The following is a 16,875-nucleotide window of genomic DNA, read 5'->3' as shown; positions in this document are numbered from 1 at the left end:
GTCAGGTTGACTACGGGACCGGAATCCGTTCGACGCGGATGGAGAAGACCTCCTCGCGGGGCACCACGACCTCGTAGGCGCCGTGGTCGACCAGCCAGTAGCCCAGCGCCTCCGCCTTCATCCCGCTGTGCCCCGTGTAGGCGATGTGCAGCCCGTCGTCGTCCTCGTCGATCACGATGCACGGCTCGCCGCCGAACGCCCCCACCGTGCGGATCAGCACGAGCCACTCCACCTGCGACCTGGCCACCACCCTGCGCCAGTAGCCCGACGCGGGATCGAACCCGTCCAGCTCGACCTCGCTGAACAGCACCACCTGGTCGTTGTCGGGACCCAGGGCGGCGGGCAGCGTGCGACCGTCGAAGCGTGCCACGAAGCCGGACGCCACCGGCATGATCTCTTCGTTGCTCATGCCGCGGGCCGCCAGGTCAGGCCGTCGTACTCGGCGAAGGGCCGCTCGCCGTCGGCGGTGACGTGGACGATCTCCGCCCCCGCCGGGATCGGCATCGGAACGGTGTGGAACTGCGGCACCACGTGGTCCGACGAGGTCGTGAACCCGTTGCCGGCGAACGGCGGCGCGTCGCTCCAGTCGCCACCCATGTGGGGCCCGTACGGCACCGCGTACGTGTCGACGTCGCGCGCGTACCAGCGCATCACGTAGAGCTCGGGCACCTCGGCGAACAGCTCCGACCCGTCGAAGGACAGGTCGAGCCCGTGGTAGAGCGACTCAGGCGTGGTCAGCCTGACGCAGTCCTGCACGCGGTAGACGTAACCCGAGATCACCGTGCGTTTGCCCGACAGGTATGGCACGAGCAGACGCGGCGGGACAACCTTCTGCATCTGCGTTCCGCTCACGGTACTACTTTACGATCGGTTGAACCTCAGAGAACCCGGTGTTGGAGGCACGGCAGGGTCGCCCTGGCCGCTGTTGTCCATTCGTGATCCACCCGCACGGTCTGCACGCCGGGCGCGGTGCCCAGGTCGGCGCGGATCACGCCCAGGGGATCGACCAGCATGCTGCGGCCCACGCCGTAGCCGTCGGACGACTCGGCCGGGTTGGGCGCCTGGCCGACGGCGGCCGTCCACATCGTGTTCTCCAGCGCCCGGGCCCTGACCAGGGTGACCCAGTGGTCCTCCTTGAGCGGCCCGGAGCCCCACGCGGCGATCACCGCGAACAGCTCGGCGCCCTTGTCCACGAGCGCCCTGGCCAGCTCGGGGAAACGCACGTCGTAGCAGGTGACGAGGCCGACCTTGAGCCCCGCGAGCTCCACCACGGTCGGCTCCGCGCCGGGCGCGACCAGGTCGGACTCCTTCGCGCCGAACGAGTCGAACAGGTGGATCTTCCGGTACGCCGCCTGCACCGCGCCCTGCGCGTCGATGGCCACGGCCGTGTTGTGCACGCGGTCGTCGCCCGGCTCGAAGACCCCGGCGATCACGGCCAGCCCGTGCCTCCTGGCAGTCTCCGCCAGGCCCGACACGAACGGCCCGTCCAGCGGCTCGGCCAGGTCCGTGATGCGCCGGCCGTAGCGGGTGAGCGTGGCCTCGGGGAAGATCGCCAGGTCGGCCCCCTCGGCCCGGGCGAGCGCCTCCTGGACCCGTTTCAGGTTCGTGGCCGGGTCAGGAGACACCGGGATCTGGCAGAGGGCGATTTCGGTCACGGCCCGACTCTAACCGGTTGGGCACCACTCGAAACCAGGTCAGGCACCGCCAGATCCACTCAAGAGGCCCGTACCTGAACCTGGCCAGCCACCACCTGCTGAACAGCACCTGCGCCGCCACGGTCACCGCCGCCAGCGCCACCACCGACCAGCGCGTCGGGTCGGTGTTCAGCAGCGGGGTGGCCAGGACGATCACGACGGTGCCCGTGACGTAGTTCGTCAGCGCCATCCTGCCGAGCGGCTCCAGCACCGCCGACAACCACGGCCGCAGCGCCAGCAGCAGCCCCAGCGAGTACGCCGCCGCCCCCGCCAGCGCCGCCGTGCTGTAGAGGATCCACCCGCCCTGGCTCGCCCAGGCGGCCGTCAGCAGCGCGCCGGCCAGCGCGGTGACCGCGAACGACGGCAGCAGCAGCGACCTGGACGGGCTCAGCCGCCACAGCCCCATGCCGATCAGGAACAGGCCGGGGATCAGCAACGCCCCGCCGCCCACCTGTAGCCCCCAGACCAGCCCCCCCAGCCCGAGCAGCAGCACCGGCAGGCCGCCGGTCAGGAACGAGGCCGGCAGCAGCACCGCCGCGCCGTAGACGGCGTAGTCGGTCAGCACCTCGCCCTCGTAGAAGGTGTGCTGGACCAGCCCGAGGCAGAACAGCCAGAACAGCCTGCTCAGCAGCGCCCAGCGGCTGTTCCCGCGCAGGAACAGCATGAAGCTGATGCCGAACAGCAGCGAGAAGATCGGGTAGAACCGGCTCTGGAACAGCGCTTCGATGACCCAGTCGACGCCGTTGCGCGCTTCCTTGGCGTTGTGCTGCCAGGTGTTGACCAGCATGATCCCGCCCACCGCGAAACCGCGGAGGGCGTCGAGCTCACGGATGCGCGTCACAGGAACCAGGCCAACCACCATACGAGGAATCCGGCGCCGACGGCGGCCGCCGCGATCTGCGGCCAGCGCCGGTCGCGCAGGAGCGCGGCGGCGGTCAGGACGGCCGAGGCGGCGGCGATCCAGGTGTAGAGGACGGCCGTGCCGGGCACGCCGACGGCGAGCGCGGTCTCGTTCCTGGTGACCAGGGCGTACACGGACTGCCCGACCAGCCCGGCGAAGGCCACGCCGGTCAGCCCGCCGAACGCCGCCAACGCCCGGCCCCGCAGCGCGCCCGCGACCAGCTGGATCAGGGAGACGAGGGCGAACAGCGCGAAGGGCGCGGCCAGCCAGGGCGACTTCGAGATCTGGTACGGGGCGCCGGTCACGTGCAGGTCGCCCGGCTGCCCGGCGTCGTCGTCGGCGCAGGGGGAGGTCGTGTCGTTCTTCGGGTCTTCGAGGAATTCGACGATCTTGCGGCGGGCGCAGGCGCTGGTCAGGAAGACGGCGTGGGAGGCGCGGGGGAACTCCTCGAAGCGGGCGTCGGGGAGGGACTCGGCCGCGGGCCTGGTGGTGCGGGTGGGGGTGGTGGGGTCGTACTGGCCGCCCAGGACGTACGTGGGGGCCTTGGCGGTGGCGTTGACGGGCTTGGACTTGGGGAGCTGCCAAGCATCACACACCGCCTTGTCCCCATTTACGGTGAAAAGTCGGGACTTGGTGGTGTAGGTGTTGAACGGGACCTCGTCCTGGCACTGCACCGCGTGATACAGCCCGAACTCGTGCGACACCAGCCCCCCGCCCACCGCGTCGGCCATCGCCCGCAGCAGCTCGTCGTGGCCCTTCGCGAGCGCGCCGACCATGGTGGGCGCGACCGCCGCGAAGTCCGCCTCGTGCAGCGCCTCCGCCATGATCGTGGCCACGTCGTCACCGCTGATCCGCGCCTCGAACGCCTTGCCGAGCAGCGGGTCGGTCGTCGTCACCCGCGCGGGCGTGGCGTTCAGCCGGGCCGTCATGGCCTCGAACGCGTCCTTCATGTTCAGCCGCGCCGCCGTGTCGGCCAGATTACGGTCGGCGTCGTCGTACCAGTTGACGCTCTCCGGCAGGTACGAGTCCAGCACCACCGACCGCACGCCCTTCGGGTCCGCGGCGGCCACGTCCGTCATGACCCTGGTGGAGTAGCTGACGCCGAACAGGTTCCAGGAGTCGTAGCCCAGCTTCTCCCGTAACGCGACGACGTCGGCCGCGATCTCCTTCGTGTTGTATCCCCGCAGGTCGACGCCCTGCTCCTGGAGCCTCTTACGGCAGCGGACGGCCGCTGCGCCCACGTCGGCGGGCGGCCGCCTGAGCTGCCCGAGCAGCGCCTCGGCCGTCTCGGGGCACCCCAGGACCGGCTCGGAGTACTTGCTGCCGCGCTGCTCGATCGTCACCACGTCGCGATCGGGGAACATCTGGCTCAGGAAACCCGTCAGCTGCATGGACGCCGACCCGGGGCCCCCGCTCATGTACACCACGGGGTCGGGCCTGCGGTCCTTGGCGGTGGAGGCGTGGACCGCGTACCCCACCTTGATCTTCCGCTCCGGCGCGTCCCTGCGCTCGGGAACCTCGAGAAAACCGCACGTCGTACGGGGCGGCATGGCGACCGGGCAGGCGCTCGGGCCCGCGTCCGGCGGGGTCATGACAGGGGGCGTCGTCAATGCGAGGGCTAGCACGACCCGAATGATCACGAGACGAGACTACCGACAAGGCGCGCCGGGCGCCCGTCCGCGACATCGGGGGGACATCAGGGGGACATCAGGGGGCGGAATGATGAGCGGCTTTCCCGCCGGGCATAGCCTGAGTGCCGTGACCGAACCACTTGTTGCCAGGATGCGCGCCTTCGGCACGACCATTTTCGCGGAGATGAGCGCGCTCGCCGCCGAGACCGGCTCCATCAACCTCGGCCAGGGCTTCCCCGACACCGACGGGCCCGCGGCCATGCTCGACCGCGCGGTCCAGGCGATCACCGCGGGCGCCAACCAGTACCCGCCGGGTCCGGGGATCCTGGAGCTGCGCCGGGCGATCTCCGAACACCGCTCCGCCCACTACGACCTCTCCTACGATCCGGCGGGCGAGATCCTGGTCACGGTGGGGGCCACCGAGGCCATCGCGTCGGCCGTGCTCGCCCTCTGCGAGCCGGGTGACGAGGTGATCGCCTTCGAGCCGTACTACGACTCGTACGCGGCCTCGATCGCGCTCGCCCAGGCCCGCCTGGTCGCCGTCACGATGCGGCCGGTGGAGGGTCGCTTCACGTTCGACCCCGACGAGCTGCGCGCCGCCGTCACCCCGCGCACCCGCGTCATCCTCGTCAACTCGCCGCACAACCCCACCGGCACCGTCTTCACCCGCGCCGAGCTCGAAGCGATCGCCGAGCTGTGCCAGGAGCGCGGGCTGATCGCGGTGACCGACGAGGTGTACGAGCACCTGACGTTCGACGGCGTCGAGCACATCCCGCTGGCCACGCTGCCCGGCATGCGCGAGCGCACGGTGATGATCTCGTCCGCGGGCAAGACGTTCTCGGTCACCGGCTGGAAGACCGGGTGGATCTGCGCCCCTCCCACCCTGGTCACGGCGGTGCAGACGGTCAAGCAGTTCCTCACGTTCACCTCGAGCGCGCCGTGGCAGCTGGCGGTGGCGTACGGGCTGCGGCACGAGCTCGAATGGGTGTCCGCGCTACGCGCCGGCCTCCAGGACAAGCGCGACCGCCTCATGGAGGGCCTCGCGGCCGCGGGCTTCTCCGTCCTGCGGCCCTCCGGCACGTACTTCGTCCAGACGGACATCCGCCCCCTGGGCTTCACCGACGGCCTCGAACTCACCCGCCGCCTGCCGGAGCTCGCCGGCGTGGTGGCCATCCCGACCCAGGTCTTCTACGACCACGCCGACCGGGGGCGGCACTTCGTCCGGTTCGCGTTCTGCAAGAAGGACGAGGTCATCGACGAGGCCGTGACCCGCCTCAAACACCTCTCGACCTGACCGCCTTCAGCGTTCAGGCGGGCGTCGCGGGCGAGGGGCGCAGGCCGTCGAAGACGATGGCGAGGGTCCTCGTCCGCAGGTCCTCGTCCCACCCGTGGTGCTGCGCCGCCAGGCAGGTGGCGCTCAGCAGCGCCAGCAGCTCCGCCATGCCCACGTCCCCCCGGACCGCCCCGGCGCCCTGCGCCCGCACCAGCAGCGTCTCGATGGCCCCCCGGATGTCCGGCGTCCCGGCCTTGGCGTCGATCCCCGCCGCCGCCAGGGCGTCCACGAGCACTTTCTTGACGGTCGAATCCTCCACGATCATCGTGAAGTACTCGAAGAACGCCTCCCCGGCGTCCGGGGCCGTGGCCAGCTCGTCGGCCAGCGCGGCCAGCCGCGCCATCCGGTCGACCACGATCGCCTGGTAGAGGTCCTCCTTGGCGGGGAACTGGCGGTAGATCGTACCGACCCCCACCCCCGCCAGCGAGGCGATCTCGCGCATCGACGCGGACAGCCCGTCCCTGGCCAGCACCACTTCGGCGGCCTCCAGCACCCGGGCGCGGTTGCGCCGCGCGTCCGCACGCATCACAGGGAGCCCCTTTCCTCATTGACAAGCGGAACCGCTGTTCCGTATGGTCAACATCCGGAACAATCATTCCGATTCTAGGGGGAATCCCTTGGACCACCTGAATCTCGGCCGTTCCGGCCTGCGCGTCTCCCGGGCCTGCCTGGGCACCATGAACTTCGGCACCGAGCACGGCCTGGCCGCCAGCGACGAGGCCGAGGCGGGCCGGATCATCGGCGCGTTCCTCGACGCGGGCGGCAACTTCATCGACACCGCCGACCTGTACCACCGGGGCGAGACGGAGGAGATCGTCGGCCGTGCCCTGAAGGGCAGGCGCGAGTGGGTCGTGCTGGCCACCAAGGGCGCCATGCCGGTGGGCACGGAAGGGCGCGGCCTGTCGCGGCGCCACCTCACCAGAGCCCTCGACGCCAGCCTGCGCCGCCTCGGCACCGACTACGTGGACCTCTACCAGTGCCACCAGTGGGACCCGGCGACGCCGATCGAGGAGACGATGGCCACGCTGGACGGGTTCGTCAAGGCGGGCAAGGTCCGCTACCTCGGCTGCTCCAACTTCACCGCGGCCCAGCTCGTCGAGTCGCAGTGGGCCGCCGCCCGCGTGGGCGGCACGCCGTTCGTGAGCCTGCAGCCGCAGTACTCGCTCATCCAGCGGGTGATCGAGGCGGAGATCCTGCCGGCGTGCGAGCGGCACGGAGTCGGCGCCGTCGTGTACGGGACGCTCGGCGGCGGCGTGCTGACCGGCCGCTACCGGCACGGTCAGGCCCCCGACCCCGACAGCCGCATGGGCAGGTTGCTCGGCCACTCCCTCCCCGGCGCGAACCGCTGGGGCCGATCGCTGCTCAACGACCGCAACCTGGACATCGCCGACGAGCTCGTCAAGGTCGCGGCCGAACTCGGCGCCGCACCGGCGGCGGTGGCTCTGGCCTGGGTGGCGCGGCGTCCCGGGGTGACCTCGGTGCTGATCGGCCCGCGATCGGTGGAGCAGCTCCGGGAGAACCTGGCGGCGTTCGACCTGGACCTCCCGGAGGAGGCGGTGGCCCGGCTGGACGAGATCTCCCACCGCGACCTCGGCCCCATGGACGGCTCGTTCTTCCACCTCGTCCCCCGCTGAGCCGCCGGCGACCGCCCCGCCTCGGGTCAGCGGCGGCCGGCCTCGTCGCGGGGCTCGTCCAAGGGGGTGAGCGTCTCGGTGGCCGCCTCGTGCTCCATCCCGGTCGCCTGCAGCAGGTCGACCACCACCGAACGCAGCTGCGCGATGATCACGTGCGCCGAGAAGCCGAGCCCGTCGGGCCGTTCCCGGGCCGCCACCGCCAGCAGCGCCTGGCGGGCCAGCGTCGGCTCCCGGCCGGCGCCGAGCTCCAGCTGGAGCAGCAGCGCCGCCTCCGAGACCTCGCGCAGGGCCTCCGCCAGGGCGGTGGGCGGCGGGCTGGCCTCCCCGAGCGAGGCGAGGGTACGCCTGCTCAGCACCCGGGCGTTGCGCATCGCCAGATCCACCGGCACGGCGGCCGTCTCGTAGCGCGCCAGCCTGGCCTTGCGGTGCCAGTGCAGCGGCGAGATCATCGTGATCTCCTTGGCGGTCTCCAGCGCCTGCTCGAACTCCTCCACCGCCTCCTGCGTGTTCCGCGCCTCCTCCAGCGACTCCGCCGCCAGCTCCACGTCCCGCTTCTCGATCGCCTCCGCCGCTCGTTCCAGCACCGTGGACAGCGCGTCGAGCACCCCGGACAGGTGCTTGGCCGCAATCGTGAACGGGCTGGCGGGCAGCAGCGCGACCGCCATGATCCCGACGATGCCCCCGGTGAGCGCGTCGGCCATCCGGTCCAGCCCGCCGGCCCCGTCGCCGGGCACCAGGGTGGCCACCAGCACGGCCGACGACCCGGCCTGCGCGACGAACAGCGCCCCGCTGTTCAGCAGCACCGCGACGGTCATCGCCAGCGCCACCACGAGCGCGAGCTGCCAGGCGCCCGAGCCGATCCAGGACACCAGCAGGTCGCCGATGCCCACCCCGAGGCTGACGCCGATCACCAGCTCGGCCACCCTGCGCAGCCGCTGCCCCAGCCCGACGCCCACGCAGATCAGCACCGAGATCGGCGCGAAGAACGGGCGGGGGTGGCCGAGCAGCTCCATGGCGATGATCCAGGCCAGTGCGGCGCCCACCGCGCACTGCGCGATGGAGGGTGCCATGAGGCCGAACGTGCCCAGCCGTTCCTTCACATGATCGCTGAGCCTGGTTCGCACCCTTCTACCTTGGCGGATCTATATGACATTGAGGTCACATTTGCCCCAGCTACGTCCTTTTCGTCGGGCGTTGAGTGGATTTCCTGGGGAGTCACTTGGTCGATCGGTCGTCGGGGTGGACGTCCAGCGGCGGCAGGGTCGCGACCGCCTCGTCCCGATCGATCCCGGTCGCCTGGAGAAGGTCCACGATGATGGACCGGAGCTGGGCCGTCATCACGTCCGCCGAGAAGCCCCAGCGCTCCGCCCCCTGCCGCGAGGCCACCGACAGGATCGCCCGGCCCGCCCTTTCCGGCGGGCGTCCGGCGGCGAGGTCGTCGCGCAGCATGAGCGTGGCGTCGGCCAGGTCGCGCAGCTCGTGCGGCAGCCGGGGCGGCAGGGCGCCGGGGCCGTCGAGCGCCACGATGGCCCGCCTGGCCAGCACTCTGGCGTTCCTGAGCGCGTGATCGAGCGGCACGGCCGCCTGCTCGTACCCGTCGAGGAAGGGGCGGCGGTGGCGGTGGAGCGGCGAGATGGTGGCGATCTCCTTGCCCGTCTCCAGCGCCTGCCTGAACTCCTCCACGTTCTTCTGGCTGCCACGCGCCTCCTCCAGCGCGTCGGCGGCCACGCGGGCGTCGCGGTTCTCGATCGCCTCGGCGATCTGCCGCAACGCGTCGGCCAGCGCGCCGAACGTCCCCTTCGCGTGCCTCCTGGCCAGCGCCGCCGGGCTGGTGGGCAGCAGAGCCACGGCCGCGAGCCCCATGAGCCCGCCGACCAGGGCGTCGACCATCCTGTCGAGCCCGCCGCTGCCGCTCGGCGGCAGGAGCGTGGCGACGAGCACGGCCGAGGAGCCCGCCTGGAGGACGATCAGCGAGCCGCTGTCGAGCAGCACCGCCACGGCCATGGCCAGCGCCACCACCAGCGCGATCTGCCAGGCGCCCGAGCCGATCCGCGACACCAGCAGGTCGCCGACGCCGACGCCGAGGGTGACCCCGACGACCAGCTCCACCACCCGCCGCATCCGCTGGCCCAGCGCCACGCCGATGCAGACCACGACAGCGATGGGCGCGAAGAACGGGCGGCTGTGGCCCAGCAGGTCCTTGGCCACGAGCCAGGCGATCGCGGCTCCGGCCGCGCACTGGCCGATCGTGGGGGCCATCAGCCTCAGTCTGCCCAGACGCTGATGTACGTGCATGTCAACCACGCCCCTACCCTGCCGTGCATACGTGACACCAGGGTTACGGCGTGATGAGCTGCGGCGCGGCCCGTCAGCCGGCCAGGAAGGTGTCCACCGCCTGCAGGAACCGGTCGCGGGCCGTGGTGTGGATCAGATGCCCGACGTCGATCGTGACCAGCCGCGCCCCCGGGATCCGCGCCGCCACCTCCCGGGCGTTCACGGGGCTCCCCTCCCCGTCGCTCAGCACCAGCGTCGGCGCCGTGATCCTGCCGAGCCCCTCCAGCCAGGCGGGATCGGGGCCGACCAGCTGCCGTTCGGTGTCGTGGATCATGCGCCAGTCGAACCCGGTCGAATCGTCCTCGACGACCGGCGGGCGGTTCTTGAAGGGGAGCGGCGGTGGCGCGTCCTCGAGCACCAGCCGCTCGACCCGGTCCGGGTGGTTCATGGCCACGTGGTAGGCCACCACGCCCCCGAGCGAGTGCCCGACCAGCGTGGCGCGCCCGATGCCCAGGTGGTCGAGCAGCGCGACGACGTCCCCGGCCATCTCCGGCAGCTCGTACGGGCCCCGGTGGTCACTGGCCCCGTGCCCGCGCAGGTCGAGGGCGATGACGTGGTAACGCGCCGCGAAGTGCTGGGTGATGCCGTTCCAGTCGTTGTGGTTGGCGGTCCGGCCGTGGATCAGCAGGAGCGGGGGAGCGGTGGGGTCGCCTTCCTCCCGGTACACGAGCTTGAACCCGTTGACGTGTGCTTCGCGAATCACACCGGCGACCCTATCGCCGGCCTCCCCGGCCTGTGGCGCTGAGCGCACCTTGACATCGTCGGCGGCCTTCATGGGCAGACATTGACCATGAACCCCGCTGACCGGCTCGGATAGCGTCGCGAGGGCGGGGAGGACCGGTAACGGAGAAGGGGCGTCACATGCCGGACCCGATTGAAGTACGCAAGGTGCCGATCGAGAGCGTCACCGACGCCTCCGGCCTCGCCCGGCTCATCGCCGACGGGGTGATCGAGGCGCGCCGGGTGCTCGCCGTCGTCGGCAAGACCGAGGGCAACGGCGGCGTGAACGACTACACGCGCATCCTCGCCGACCGGGCCTTCCGCGAGGTGCTGGCCGAGCACGGGCATCCGTCGCCGGAGAGCGTGCCGCTGGTGTGGTCGGGCGGCACCGACGGCGTGCTCAGCCCGCACGCCACCATCTTCGCCACCACGGCCGACGCGCTCCCGTCCGACGAGCCGCGGCTGTCGGTGGGCGTGGCGATGAGCGAGGTGATCCTGCCCGAGGACATCGGCAGGCCCGCCATGGTGGAGAAGGTCGCGGCAGGCGTACGCGAGGCCATGAAGATCGCCGGCATCGACGACCCGCGCGACGTCCACTACGTACAGACCAAGACGCCTCTGCTCACCCTGGCCACCATCACCGACGCCAAGAGCCGCGGCCAGGACACCGCCATCGAGGAGACCGGCCCCTCCATGGACCTGTCCAACTCGACCACCGCCCTCGGCGTCGCCGTCGCCCTCGGCGAGATCGACATGCCGCGCGCCGACCAGATCCACAAGGACCTGTCGCTGTACTCGTCCGTGGCCTCGTGCTCGTCCGGGGTGGAGCTGGACCGGGCGCAGATCGTGCTGGTGGGGAACGTACGGGGGATCGGCGGCCGCTACCGCATCGGCCACAGCGTCATGAAGGACGCCCTGGACGCCGACGGCATCTGGGAGGCCATCAGGGACTCGGGGCTGCCGCTGCCGGAGCGCCCGCACCCGTCGGACCTCGGGGGGCGGCTGGTGAACGTGTTCATGAAGTGCGAGGCCGACCCGTCCGGCCGGGTTCGCGGACGGCGCAACATCATGCTGGACGACTCGGACGTGCACTGGCACCGGCAGATCAAGGCGACGGTGGGCGGGGTGGCCGCCTCGGTCACGGGCGACCCGGCGGTGTTCGTCTCGGTGGCGGCCGTCCACCAGGGCCCCTCGGGTGGCGGCCCGGTGGCGGCCATCTCCGACCTGGGGCCCGAGGGGTGAGGTCACGGCCAGGGGGGCGGTGAGCTCGGGCCATCGCCCGGCCCACGCCGAGGGCGCTGGTGGTGGCGGGCCGCCCGCGCCGCCGCTACCACCGGATCACCGCGGACGGCGCGGAACAGGCGCGGCTCGGGGGCAGGGGTGGGCGCGGGTAGTCTCGGGGGTTGTGCCGAGCATCCCGCGACCTCTCGATCCCCATGACGACGGCGGCGCCGCGCCCGCCGTGGCCGCCGCCCTGGCCTCCTATCAGGAGGGCGCCGCCGACGCCGCCGACGTGCTGAACGCCCTCAGCGGCGCCAGGCTGCTGGTGCCCGTCGTGGCGCTGCTGACCGAGAGCGAGGTCGGCGCGCACGGGCTGCGGCAGGAGAAGGAGAGCGAGATGGCGCTGCCCAAGCTCGTCGGGGCGGACGGCAGGCAGGCGGTGCTCGCGTTCACCGGCAGCGAGGCGCTGGCCCGATGGCGGCCCGACGCCCGGCCGATCCAGGCCACGGCGTTGCAGGTGTGCCAGGCGGCGGTGCAGGAGAAGGCTGCGGCGGTCGTGGTGGACGTGGCGGGACCGGTGCAGTTCGTGATCGAGGGGGCGGTGCTGGAGGCCCTGGCGGCCGTCGAGTCGGGGACCGTCGATCGGCTCGACGGCGTGACCGTCGCCAAGGTGGAGCCGGTCCGGCGCCGCCGGTGGTTCTCCAGGAAATGACGCGTCCTGGAGCTCCCAGGAGACGGCGCGTCCGGGAGGGGCGCTGCGGCGGGGAGATCGGGTGGAGTGAACGGCCCCACGCGGGCGGGGGCGGCGCATTAAGGTCGGCTCGTGGTCGCACTCATGGCGCTCGCCGGGCTGATCTGCGGACGCCACATCCGCGGGCTGGCCGACTCCTACGACGAGGGCCCGGCCCACTACGACCAGGGCGCGGTGATCCAGCGACCGGGGGCGGGCGTCGAGCTGGTGACCGCCGCCGTGGCCGCGCTGGTCGCCTGGCGGTTCGGGCTGCCGTACGTGCCTTTCGCCCTCATCGGCACCGCGCTGGCGGTCGTCGACTGGCGTACCAGCCTGCTGCCCGACGCGATCACGCTCCCGGCGTACCCGATCATGGCCCTGGCCCTGGCGCCGACGGGAGAGCTGCCCAGGGCGCTGGCCGGAGGGGTGGCGCTGACAGCCGTGTACGGGCTGCTCTGGTTCATCAGGCCGGAGGCGATGGGCCTGGGGGACGTCAAGCTGGCCGGGCTCATCGGGATGGCCGCCGCGGCGCTGAGCTGGCAGGCGTGGATCGTCGCGGCCTTCTGCGGCCAGCTGCTCGGCGCCCTCTACGGCCTGGCGCTCCTGCTGTCCGGGCGCGGGACGAGGGACACCCAGTTCCCGTTCGGGCCGTTCATGCTGCTGGGCGCGTTCACGACACTCTGTCTCGGCTGGTGAACGCGGGACATCTCACTAGGCAGCACATGGAAGACTTGTACGCATGTTGCGCTGGTTGACCGCCGGAGAGTCCCACGGCCCCGAACTCGTCGCCATCCTTGAAGGCCTGCCGGCCGGGGTGGAGGTGACCACGGCCGCCATCGACGAGGCCCTGCGCCGCCGCAGGCTCGGTTATGGCCGGGGTGCCCGGATGAAGTTCGAGCAGGACCAGGTGACGATCGTGGGCGGCGTCCGCCACGGCCGCACGATGGGCAGCCCGGTCGCGATCCGCATCGGAAACACCGAGTGGCCCAAGTGGGAGAAGGTCATGGCGGCCGACCCGGTCGACCCGGCCGAGCTGGAGGGCCTCGCGCGCAACGCGCCCCGGTCCCGCCCGCGTCCGGGCCACGCCGACCTGGCGGGCATGCAGAAGTACGGGTTCGACGACGCCAGGCAGGTGCTCGACCGGGCCAGCGCCCGCGAGACGGCCGCCCGCGTCGCGCTCGGCGAGGTCGCCAGGCGCTTCCTCAAGCAGGCGCTGGGCGTCGACATCGTCAGCCACGTCACCGAGATCGGCGGCGCGAAGAGCCCCGCGGAGACCCTGCCCGGCCCCGGCGACCTGGCCAGGATCGACGAGGACCCGGTGCGCTGCTCCGACGCCGAGGGCAGCGCCGCCATGATCGCCGTGATCGACAAGGCCCACAAGGACGGCGACACGCTCGGCGGCGTCGTCGAGGTCCTCGCCTACGGCCTGCCGCCCGGCCTGGGCAGCTACACCCACTGGGACCGCAGGCTCGACTCCAGGCTCGCGGGCGCGCTCATGGGCATCCAGGCGATCAAGGGCGTGGCGGTCGGCGACGGCTTCGAGACCGCGCGCAGGCCCGGCTCCCGCGCCCACGACGAGATCGAGTACACCGCGGAAGACGGCGTGCGCCGCATCACCAACCGCGCGGGCGGCGTCGAGGGCGGCATGACCAACGGCGAGATCCTGCGCGTCAGCGCCGCCATGAAGCCGATCTCCACCGTCCCCAGGGCGCTGGCCACGATCGACGTCAAGACCGGCGAGGCGGCCAAGGCCCACCACGAGCGCTCCGACGTGTGCGCCGTGCCGGCCGCCGGCATCGTGGCCGAGGCCATGGTCGCGCTGGTGCTGGCCGACGCGGCGCTCGAGAAGTTCGGTGGCGACTCCGTGGAGGAGGTCGCCCGCAACCTGTCCGGCTACCTGTCTTCGATGGTGATCAAGTGAGCAGGATTGTATTGATCGGTCCCCCCGGGTCCGGTAAGACGACGCTCGGGCAGTTGCTCGCCGAGCGGCTCGGCGTCGGGTTCCGCGACACCGACGCCGACGTGGAGGCCGTCGCCGGCAAGCCCGTCTCCGACATCTTCGTCGAGGACGGCGAGGCCCGCTTCCGCGAGCTGGAGCACGAGGCCGTGCGCCGCGCCCTGGCCGAGCACGACGGGATCCTGTCGCTGGGCGGCGGCGCCGTGCTCAACGAGGAGACGCAGGCCCTGCTGGCGGGCCACCACGTCGTCTACCTGCAGGTGGGGCTGTCGGACGCGGTCCAGCGGGTGGGGCTCGCCTCGGCCCGGCCGCTGCTCGTGCTCAACCCGCGCAGCCAGCTGAAGAAGCTGATGGAGGAGCGGCGGCCGGTCTACGAGCGGCTGGCGGTGGCGACCGTGGTCACGGACAAGCGGGAGCCCGAGGAGCTCGCCGACGAGATCATCAAGGGGCTTCCCGCATGAGTGCCACGAGGATCCACGTACGCGGCGACAGCCCGTACGACGTGGTGGTCGGCACCGGCGTGCTGGCCGAGCTGACCACGCTGCTCAAGCCCGGCGTGCGCACGGTCGCCGTCATCCACCCGGAGACCCTGCCGGAGATCTCCGGCCCGGTCGGCGAGGCGCTGCGCGCGGCCGGCTACGAGGTCGTCGAGCTGCCCGTGCCCGACGGCGAGCAGGCCAAGTCCGTCGAGGTGGCCGCCGGCCTCTGGTCGGCGCTCGGCCGGGCCGGCGTGACCCGCTCCGACGCCGTGGTGGGCGTGGGCGGGGGCGCGACGACCGACCTGGCGGGGTTCGTGGCGGGCACGTGGCTGCGCGGCGTACAGGTCGTGCTCGTGCCCACGACGCTGCTCGCCATGGTCGACGCGGCCGTCGGCGGCAAGAACGGCATCGACACCCCCGAGGGCAAGAACCTCGTGGGCACGTTCCTGCCGCCCGCCGGGGTGCTGTGCGAGCTGTCCACGCTGGCGAGCATGCCGAAGCGCGACTACGTGGCCGGGCTGGCCGAGATCATCAAGGGCGGGTTCATCGCCGACCCGGAGATCCTCAGGCTCGTCGAGGCCGACCCGGAGGCCGCCACGAGGCCCGACGGCCCCCACACCCGCGAGCTGATCGAGCGCAAGATCCAGGTCAAGGCCGACGTCGTGGGCGCCGACCTGCGCGAGGCGGGCCTGCGCGAGATCCTCAACTACGGCCACACCCTCGCCCACGCCATCGAACGCGAGGAGCACTACGCCATCCGCCACGGCGAGGCCGTCGCCATCGGCATGGTCTACGCCGCCGAGCTGTCGAAGCTCGCCGGCCGCGCCGACCTGGTCGAGCGCACCAGATCCATCCTCACGAGCGTCGGCCTGCCCACCGCCTACCGCGCCGACGCCTGGAAGTCCCTGCGCGACCACATGCGGCTGGACAAGAAGAACCGCGGCGCCAAGCAGCGGTTCGTCGTCCTCGACGGCCTGGCCGAGCCGGGCCGGCTCGAAGGCCCCTCGGAAGAGCTGCTCGAAGCCGCCTACAAGGAGATCTCCGCATGATCCTCGTCCTCAACGGGCCCAACCTGGGCAGGCTCGGCACCCGCGAGCCCGACATCTACGGCGCCGAGACGTTCGAGGACCTCGCCACGCTCTGCCGCGACACCGGCAGGAAGCTCGGCGAGCACGTCGAGGTGCGCCAGACCAACGACGAGGCCGAGCTGATCGGCTGGATCCACGAGGCCGCCGACGGCCGCATCCCGGTCGTGCTCAACCCGGCCGCCTTCACCCACTACTCCTACGCCCTGCGCGACGCGATCGCCATGCGCACGGCACCGCTCGTCGAGGTTCACATCTCCAACCCGGCCGCCAGGGAAGAGTTTCGCCACAACTCCGTCGTCGCCGGGGTGGCGACGGGCACCATCGCGGGCTTCGGACTACAGTCGTACGTCCTTGCGCTGCACGCTATCGCGGAGATGAACACCACCTCATGAGGCACTACAAGTCCTTCGTCGCCCTCGGCGACAGCTTCACAGAAGGACTGAACGACCCCGGTCAGAACGGTCACTACCGTGGCTGGGCCGACCGGGTGGCCGAACGGCTCGCCGCCGACGAACCCGGCTTCCGCTACGCCAACCTGGCCGTGCGCGGGAAGCTGCTCGACCAGATCGTCGCCGAGCAGGTGCCGGTGGCCGTCGAGATGGCCCCCGACCTGGTCAGCCTCTGCGCCGGGGGCAACGACCTGCTCAGGCCGGGCAGCGACCCCGACGTGATGGCCAAGAAGCTCGCCCGCGCCGTGCGCGACCTGCGCTCCGGGGGCTCGGACGTGCTGCTGTTCACGGGGGTGGACCCGCGCGACACGCCGCTGATGCGGCGGCTGCGCGGCCGCTTCGCGGTCTTCTACCTGCACGTGCGCTCCATCGCCGACCTCTACGGGTGCCGGCTGGTGGATCAGTGGTCGATGCAGGGGCTGCGCGACTGGCGGGCGTGGAGCGCGGACCGGCTGCACATGAACGAGGACGGGCACCGGCTGGTGGCGGCGCGGGTGCTGGACGTGCTGGGGGTGCCGTTCGAGGACTGGCGCAAGGACTGGCCGTCCCGCACCGTCGACCCGCGGGCGCGGCGGCGCGAGGACGCCCAGTGGATCCGCGAGCACCTCGTTCCGTGGGTGTCCCGCCGGCTGCGTGGCGTCTCCTCCGGCGACGGGCTCTCTCCCAAGCGTCCTGACCTTACTGCCTTTTAGGTTTACGGCTGA

19 protein-coding genes are annotated in these 16,875 nt (G+C 71.8%); 10 read left to right on the top strand and 9 right to left on the bottom strand.

The features are described 5' to 3' along the window. Positions 1–10: 10 nt before the first annotated feature. Genes HD596_RS57130 through HD596_RS57110 form a run of 5 tightly spaced genes read right to left on the bottom strand, consistent with a single transcriptional unit; the run spans position 11 to position 4,235 of the window. Positions 11–409, bottom strand: a complete 399-nt coding sequence (locus tag HD596_RS57130) for a hypothetical protein (protein WP_185077701.1) — start codon at positions 407–409, stop codon at positions 11–13. Next, positions 406–852, bottom strand: a complete 447-nt coding sequence (locus HD596_RS57125) for a hypothetical protein (RefSeq protein WP_313047394.1) — start codon at positions 850–852, stop codon at positions 406–408. Before HD596_RS57125 ends, HD596_RS57130 begins: the two co-directional genes overlap by 4 nt. Before the next feature lie 26 nt (positions 853–878). Beyond that, entirely contained in the window at positions 879–1,655 is a 777-nt protein-coding gene (locus HD596_RS57120) for a carbon-nitrogen hydrolase family protein (RefSeq protein ID WP_185077700.1), read from the bottom strand. Then, entirely contained in the window at positions 1,615–2,535 is a 921-nt protein-coding gene (locus tag HD596_RS65425) for a DUF418 domain-containing protein (protein WP_185077699.1), read from the bottom strand. Before HD596_RS65425 ends, HD596_RS57120 begins: the two co-directional genes overlap by 41 nt. Next, the gene (locus HD596_RS57110) at positions 2,532–4,235 is read right to left on the bottom strand and encodes an alpha/beta hydrolase (RefSeq protein ID WP_185077698.1); all 1,704 of its coding nucleotides are present in this window, start codon (positions 4,233–4,235) and stop codon (positions 2,532–2,534) included. Before HD596_RS57110 ends, HD596_RS65425 begins: the two co-directional genes overlap by 4 nt. A 118-nt stretch (positions 4,236–4,353) precedes the next feature. Between HD596_RS57110 and HD596_RS57105 the strand changes: the two genes are divergently transcribed. Next, on the top strand, positions 4,354–5,520 hold the full coding sequence (locus HD596_RS57105; RefSeq protein WP_185077697.1) for a pyridoxal phosphate-dependent aminotransferase: 1,167 nt from the start codon (positions 4,354–4,356) through the stop codon (positions 5,518–5,520). Positions 5,521–5,533: 13 nt separating this feature from the next. Here the strand turns inward: HD596_RS57105 and HD596_RS57100 are convergent, their stop codons facing one another. Beyond that, positions 5,534–6,085: a TetR/AcrR family transcriptional regulator gene (locus HD596_RS57100; RefSeq protein WP_185079391.1), complete on the bottom strand. Its 552-nt coding sequence runs from the start codon at positions 6,083–6,085 to the stop codon at positions 5,534–5,536. A gap of 91 nt (positions 6,086–6,176) precedes the next feature. On the opposite strand from HD596_RS57100, the gene HD596_RS57095 reads away from it, so the two are divergent. Continuing rightward, on the top strand, positions 6,177–7,193 hold the full coding sequence (locus HD596_RS57095) for an aldo/keto reductase (RefSeq protein WP_185077696.1): 1,017 nt from the start codon (positions 6,177–6,179) through the stop codon (positions 7,191–7,193). Between the two features lie 26 nt (positions 7,194–7,219). Here HD596_RS57095 and HD596_RS57090 read toward each other — a convergent pair whose 3' ends face one another. The 3 genes from HD596_RS57090 to HD596_RS57080 form a co-directional block, all read right to left on the bottom strand. Next, complete coding sequence (locus HD596_RS57090; protein ID WP_185077695.1) at positions 7,220–8,317, bottom strand: FUSC family protein; 1,098 nt, start codon at positions 8,315–8,317, stop codon at positions 7,220–7,222. A gap of 91 nt (positions 8,318–8,408) precedes the next feature. Further along, positions 8,409–9,452, bottom strand: coding sequence for an FUSC family protein (locus HD596_RS57085; RefSeq protein WP_246555503.1), 1,044 nt, complete (start codon positions 9,450–9,452; stop codon positions 8,409–8,411). Between the two features lie 109 nt (positions 9,453–9,561). After that, the gene (locus tag HD596_RS57080) at positions 9,562–10,230 is read right to left on the bottom strand and encodes an alpha/beta fold hydrolase (RefSeq protein ID WP_185077693.1); all 669 of its coding nucleotides are present in this window, start codon (positions 10,228–10,230) and stop codon (positions 9,562–9,564) included. A 158-nt stretch (positions 10,231–10,388) separates the two neighbouring features. On the opposite strand from HD596_RS57080, the gene bar reads away from it, so the two are divergent. The 8 genes from bar to HD596_RS57040 all read left to right on the top strand — a co-directional run bounded on the left by bar (position 10,389) and on the right by HD596_RS57040 (position 16,863). Then, the gene (gene bar / locus HD596_RS57075) at positions 10,389–11,489 is read left to right on the top strand and encodes a barbiturase (protein ID WP_185077692.1); all 1,101 of its coding nucleotides are present in this window, start codon (positions 10,389–10,391) and stop codon (positions 11,487–11,489) included. 163 nt (positions 11,490–11,652) lie between these two features. Beyond that, a complete protein-coding gene (locus HD596_RS57070) occupies positions 11,653–12,180 on the top strand; it encodes an SseB family protein (RefSeq protein ID WP_185077691.1) in 528 nt (175 codons plus the stop codon). A gap of 111 nt (positions 12,181–12,291) precedes the next feature. Beyond that, positions 12,292–12,894, top strand: a complete 603-nt coding sequence (locus tag HD596_RS57065; RefSeq protein ID WP_221520084.1) for a prepilin peptidase — start codon at positions 12,292–12,294, stop codon at positions 12,892–12,894. A 43-nt stretch (positions 12,895–12,937) separates the two neighbouring features. Further along, positions 12,938–14,119: a chorismate synthase gene (gene aroC, locus HD596_RS57060; protein ID WP_185077690.1), complete on the top strand. Its 1,182-nt coding sequence runs from the start codon at positions 12,938–12,940 to the stop codon at positions 14,117–14,119. Then, entirely contained in the window at positions 14,116–14,616 is a 501-nt protein-coding gene (locus HD596_RS57055; protein ID WP_185077689.1) for a shikimate kinase, read from the top strand. Before aroC ends, HD596_RS57055 begins: the two co-directional genes overlap by 4 nt. Further along, positions 14,613–15,683, top strand: a complete 1,071-nt coding sequence (aroB, locus tag HD596_RS57050; protein WP_185077688.1) for a 3-dehydroquinate synthase — start codon at positions 14,613–14,615, stop codon at positions 15,681–15,683. The genes HD596_RS57055 and aroB overlap by 4 nt, the downstream gene beginning before the upstream one ends. Beyond that, the gene (aroQ, locus tag HD596_RS57045) at positions 15,680–16,114 is read left to right on the top strand and encodes a type II 3-dehydroquinate dehydratase (protein WP_185077687.1); all 435 of its coding nucleotides are present in this window, start codon (positions 15,680–15,682) and stop codon (positions 16,112–16,114) included. Before aroB ends, aroQ begins: the two co-directional genes overlap by 4 nt. Beyond that, the gene (locus tag HD596_RS57040) at positions 16,111–16,863 is read left to right on the top strand and encodes an SGNH/GDSL hydrolase family protein (protein ID WP_185077686.1); all 753 of its coding nucleotides are present in this window, start codon (positions 16,111–16,113) and stop codon (positions 16,861–16,863) included. Before aroQ ends, HD596_RS57040 begins: the two co-directional genes overlap by 4 nt. The last annotated feature ends 12 nt before the right edge of the window (positions 16,864–16,875 follow it).

Origin of the sequence: Nonomuraea jabiensis (assembly GCF_014204795.1) — a bacterium.
Taxonomy (GTDB): domain Bacteria; phylum Actinomycetota; class Actinomycetes; order Streptosporangiales; family Streptosporangiaceae; genus Nonomuraea; species Nonomuraea jabiensis.
The sequence above is the reverse complement of the archived record's forward strand: the minus strand, read 5'-3'. Positions and strand labels throughout refer to the sequence as shown.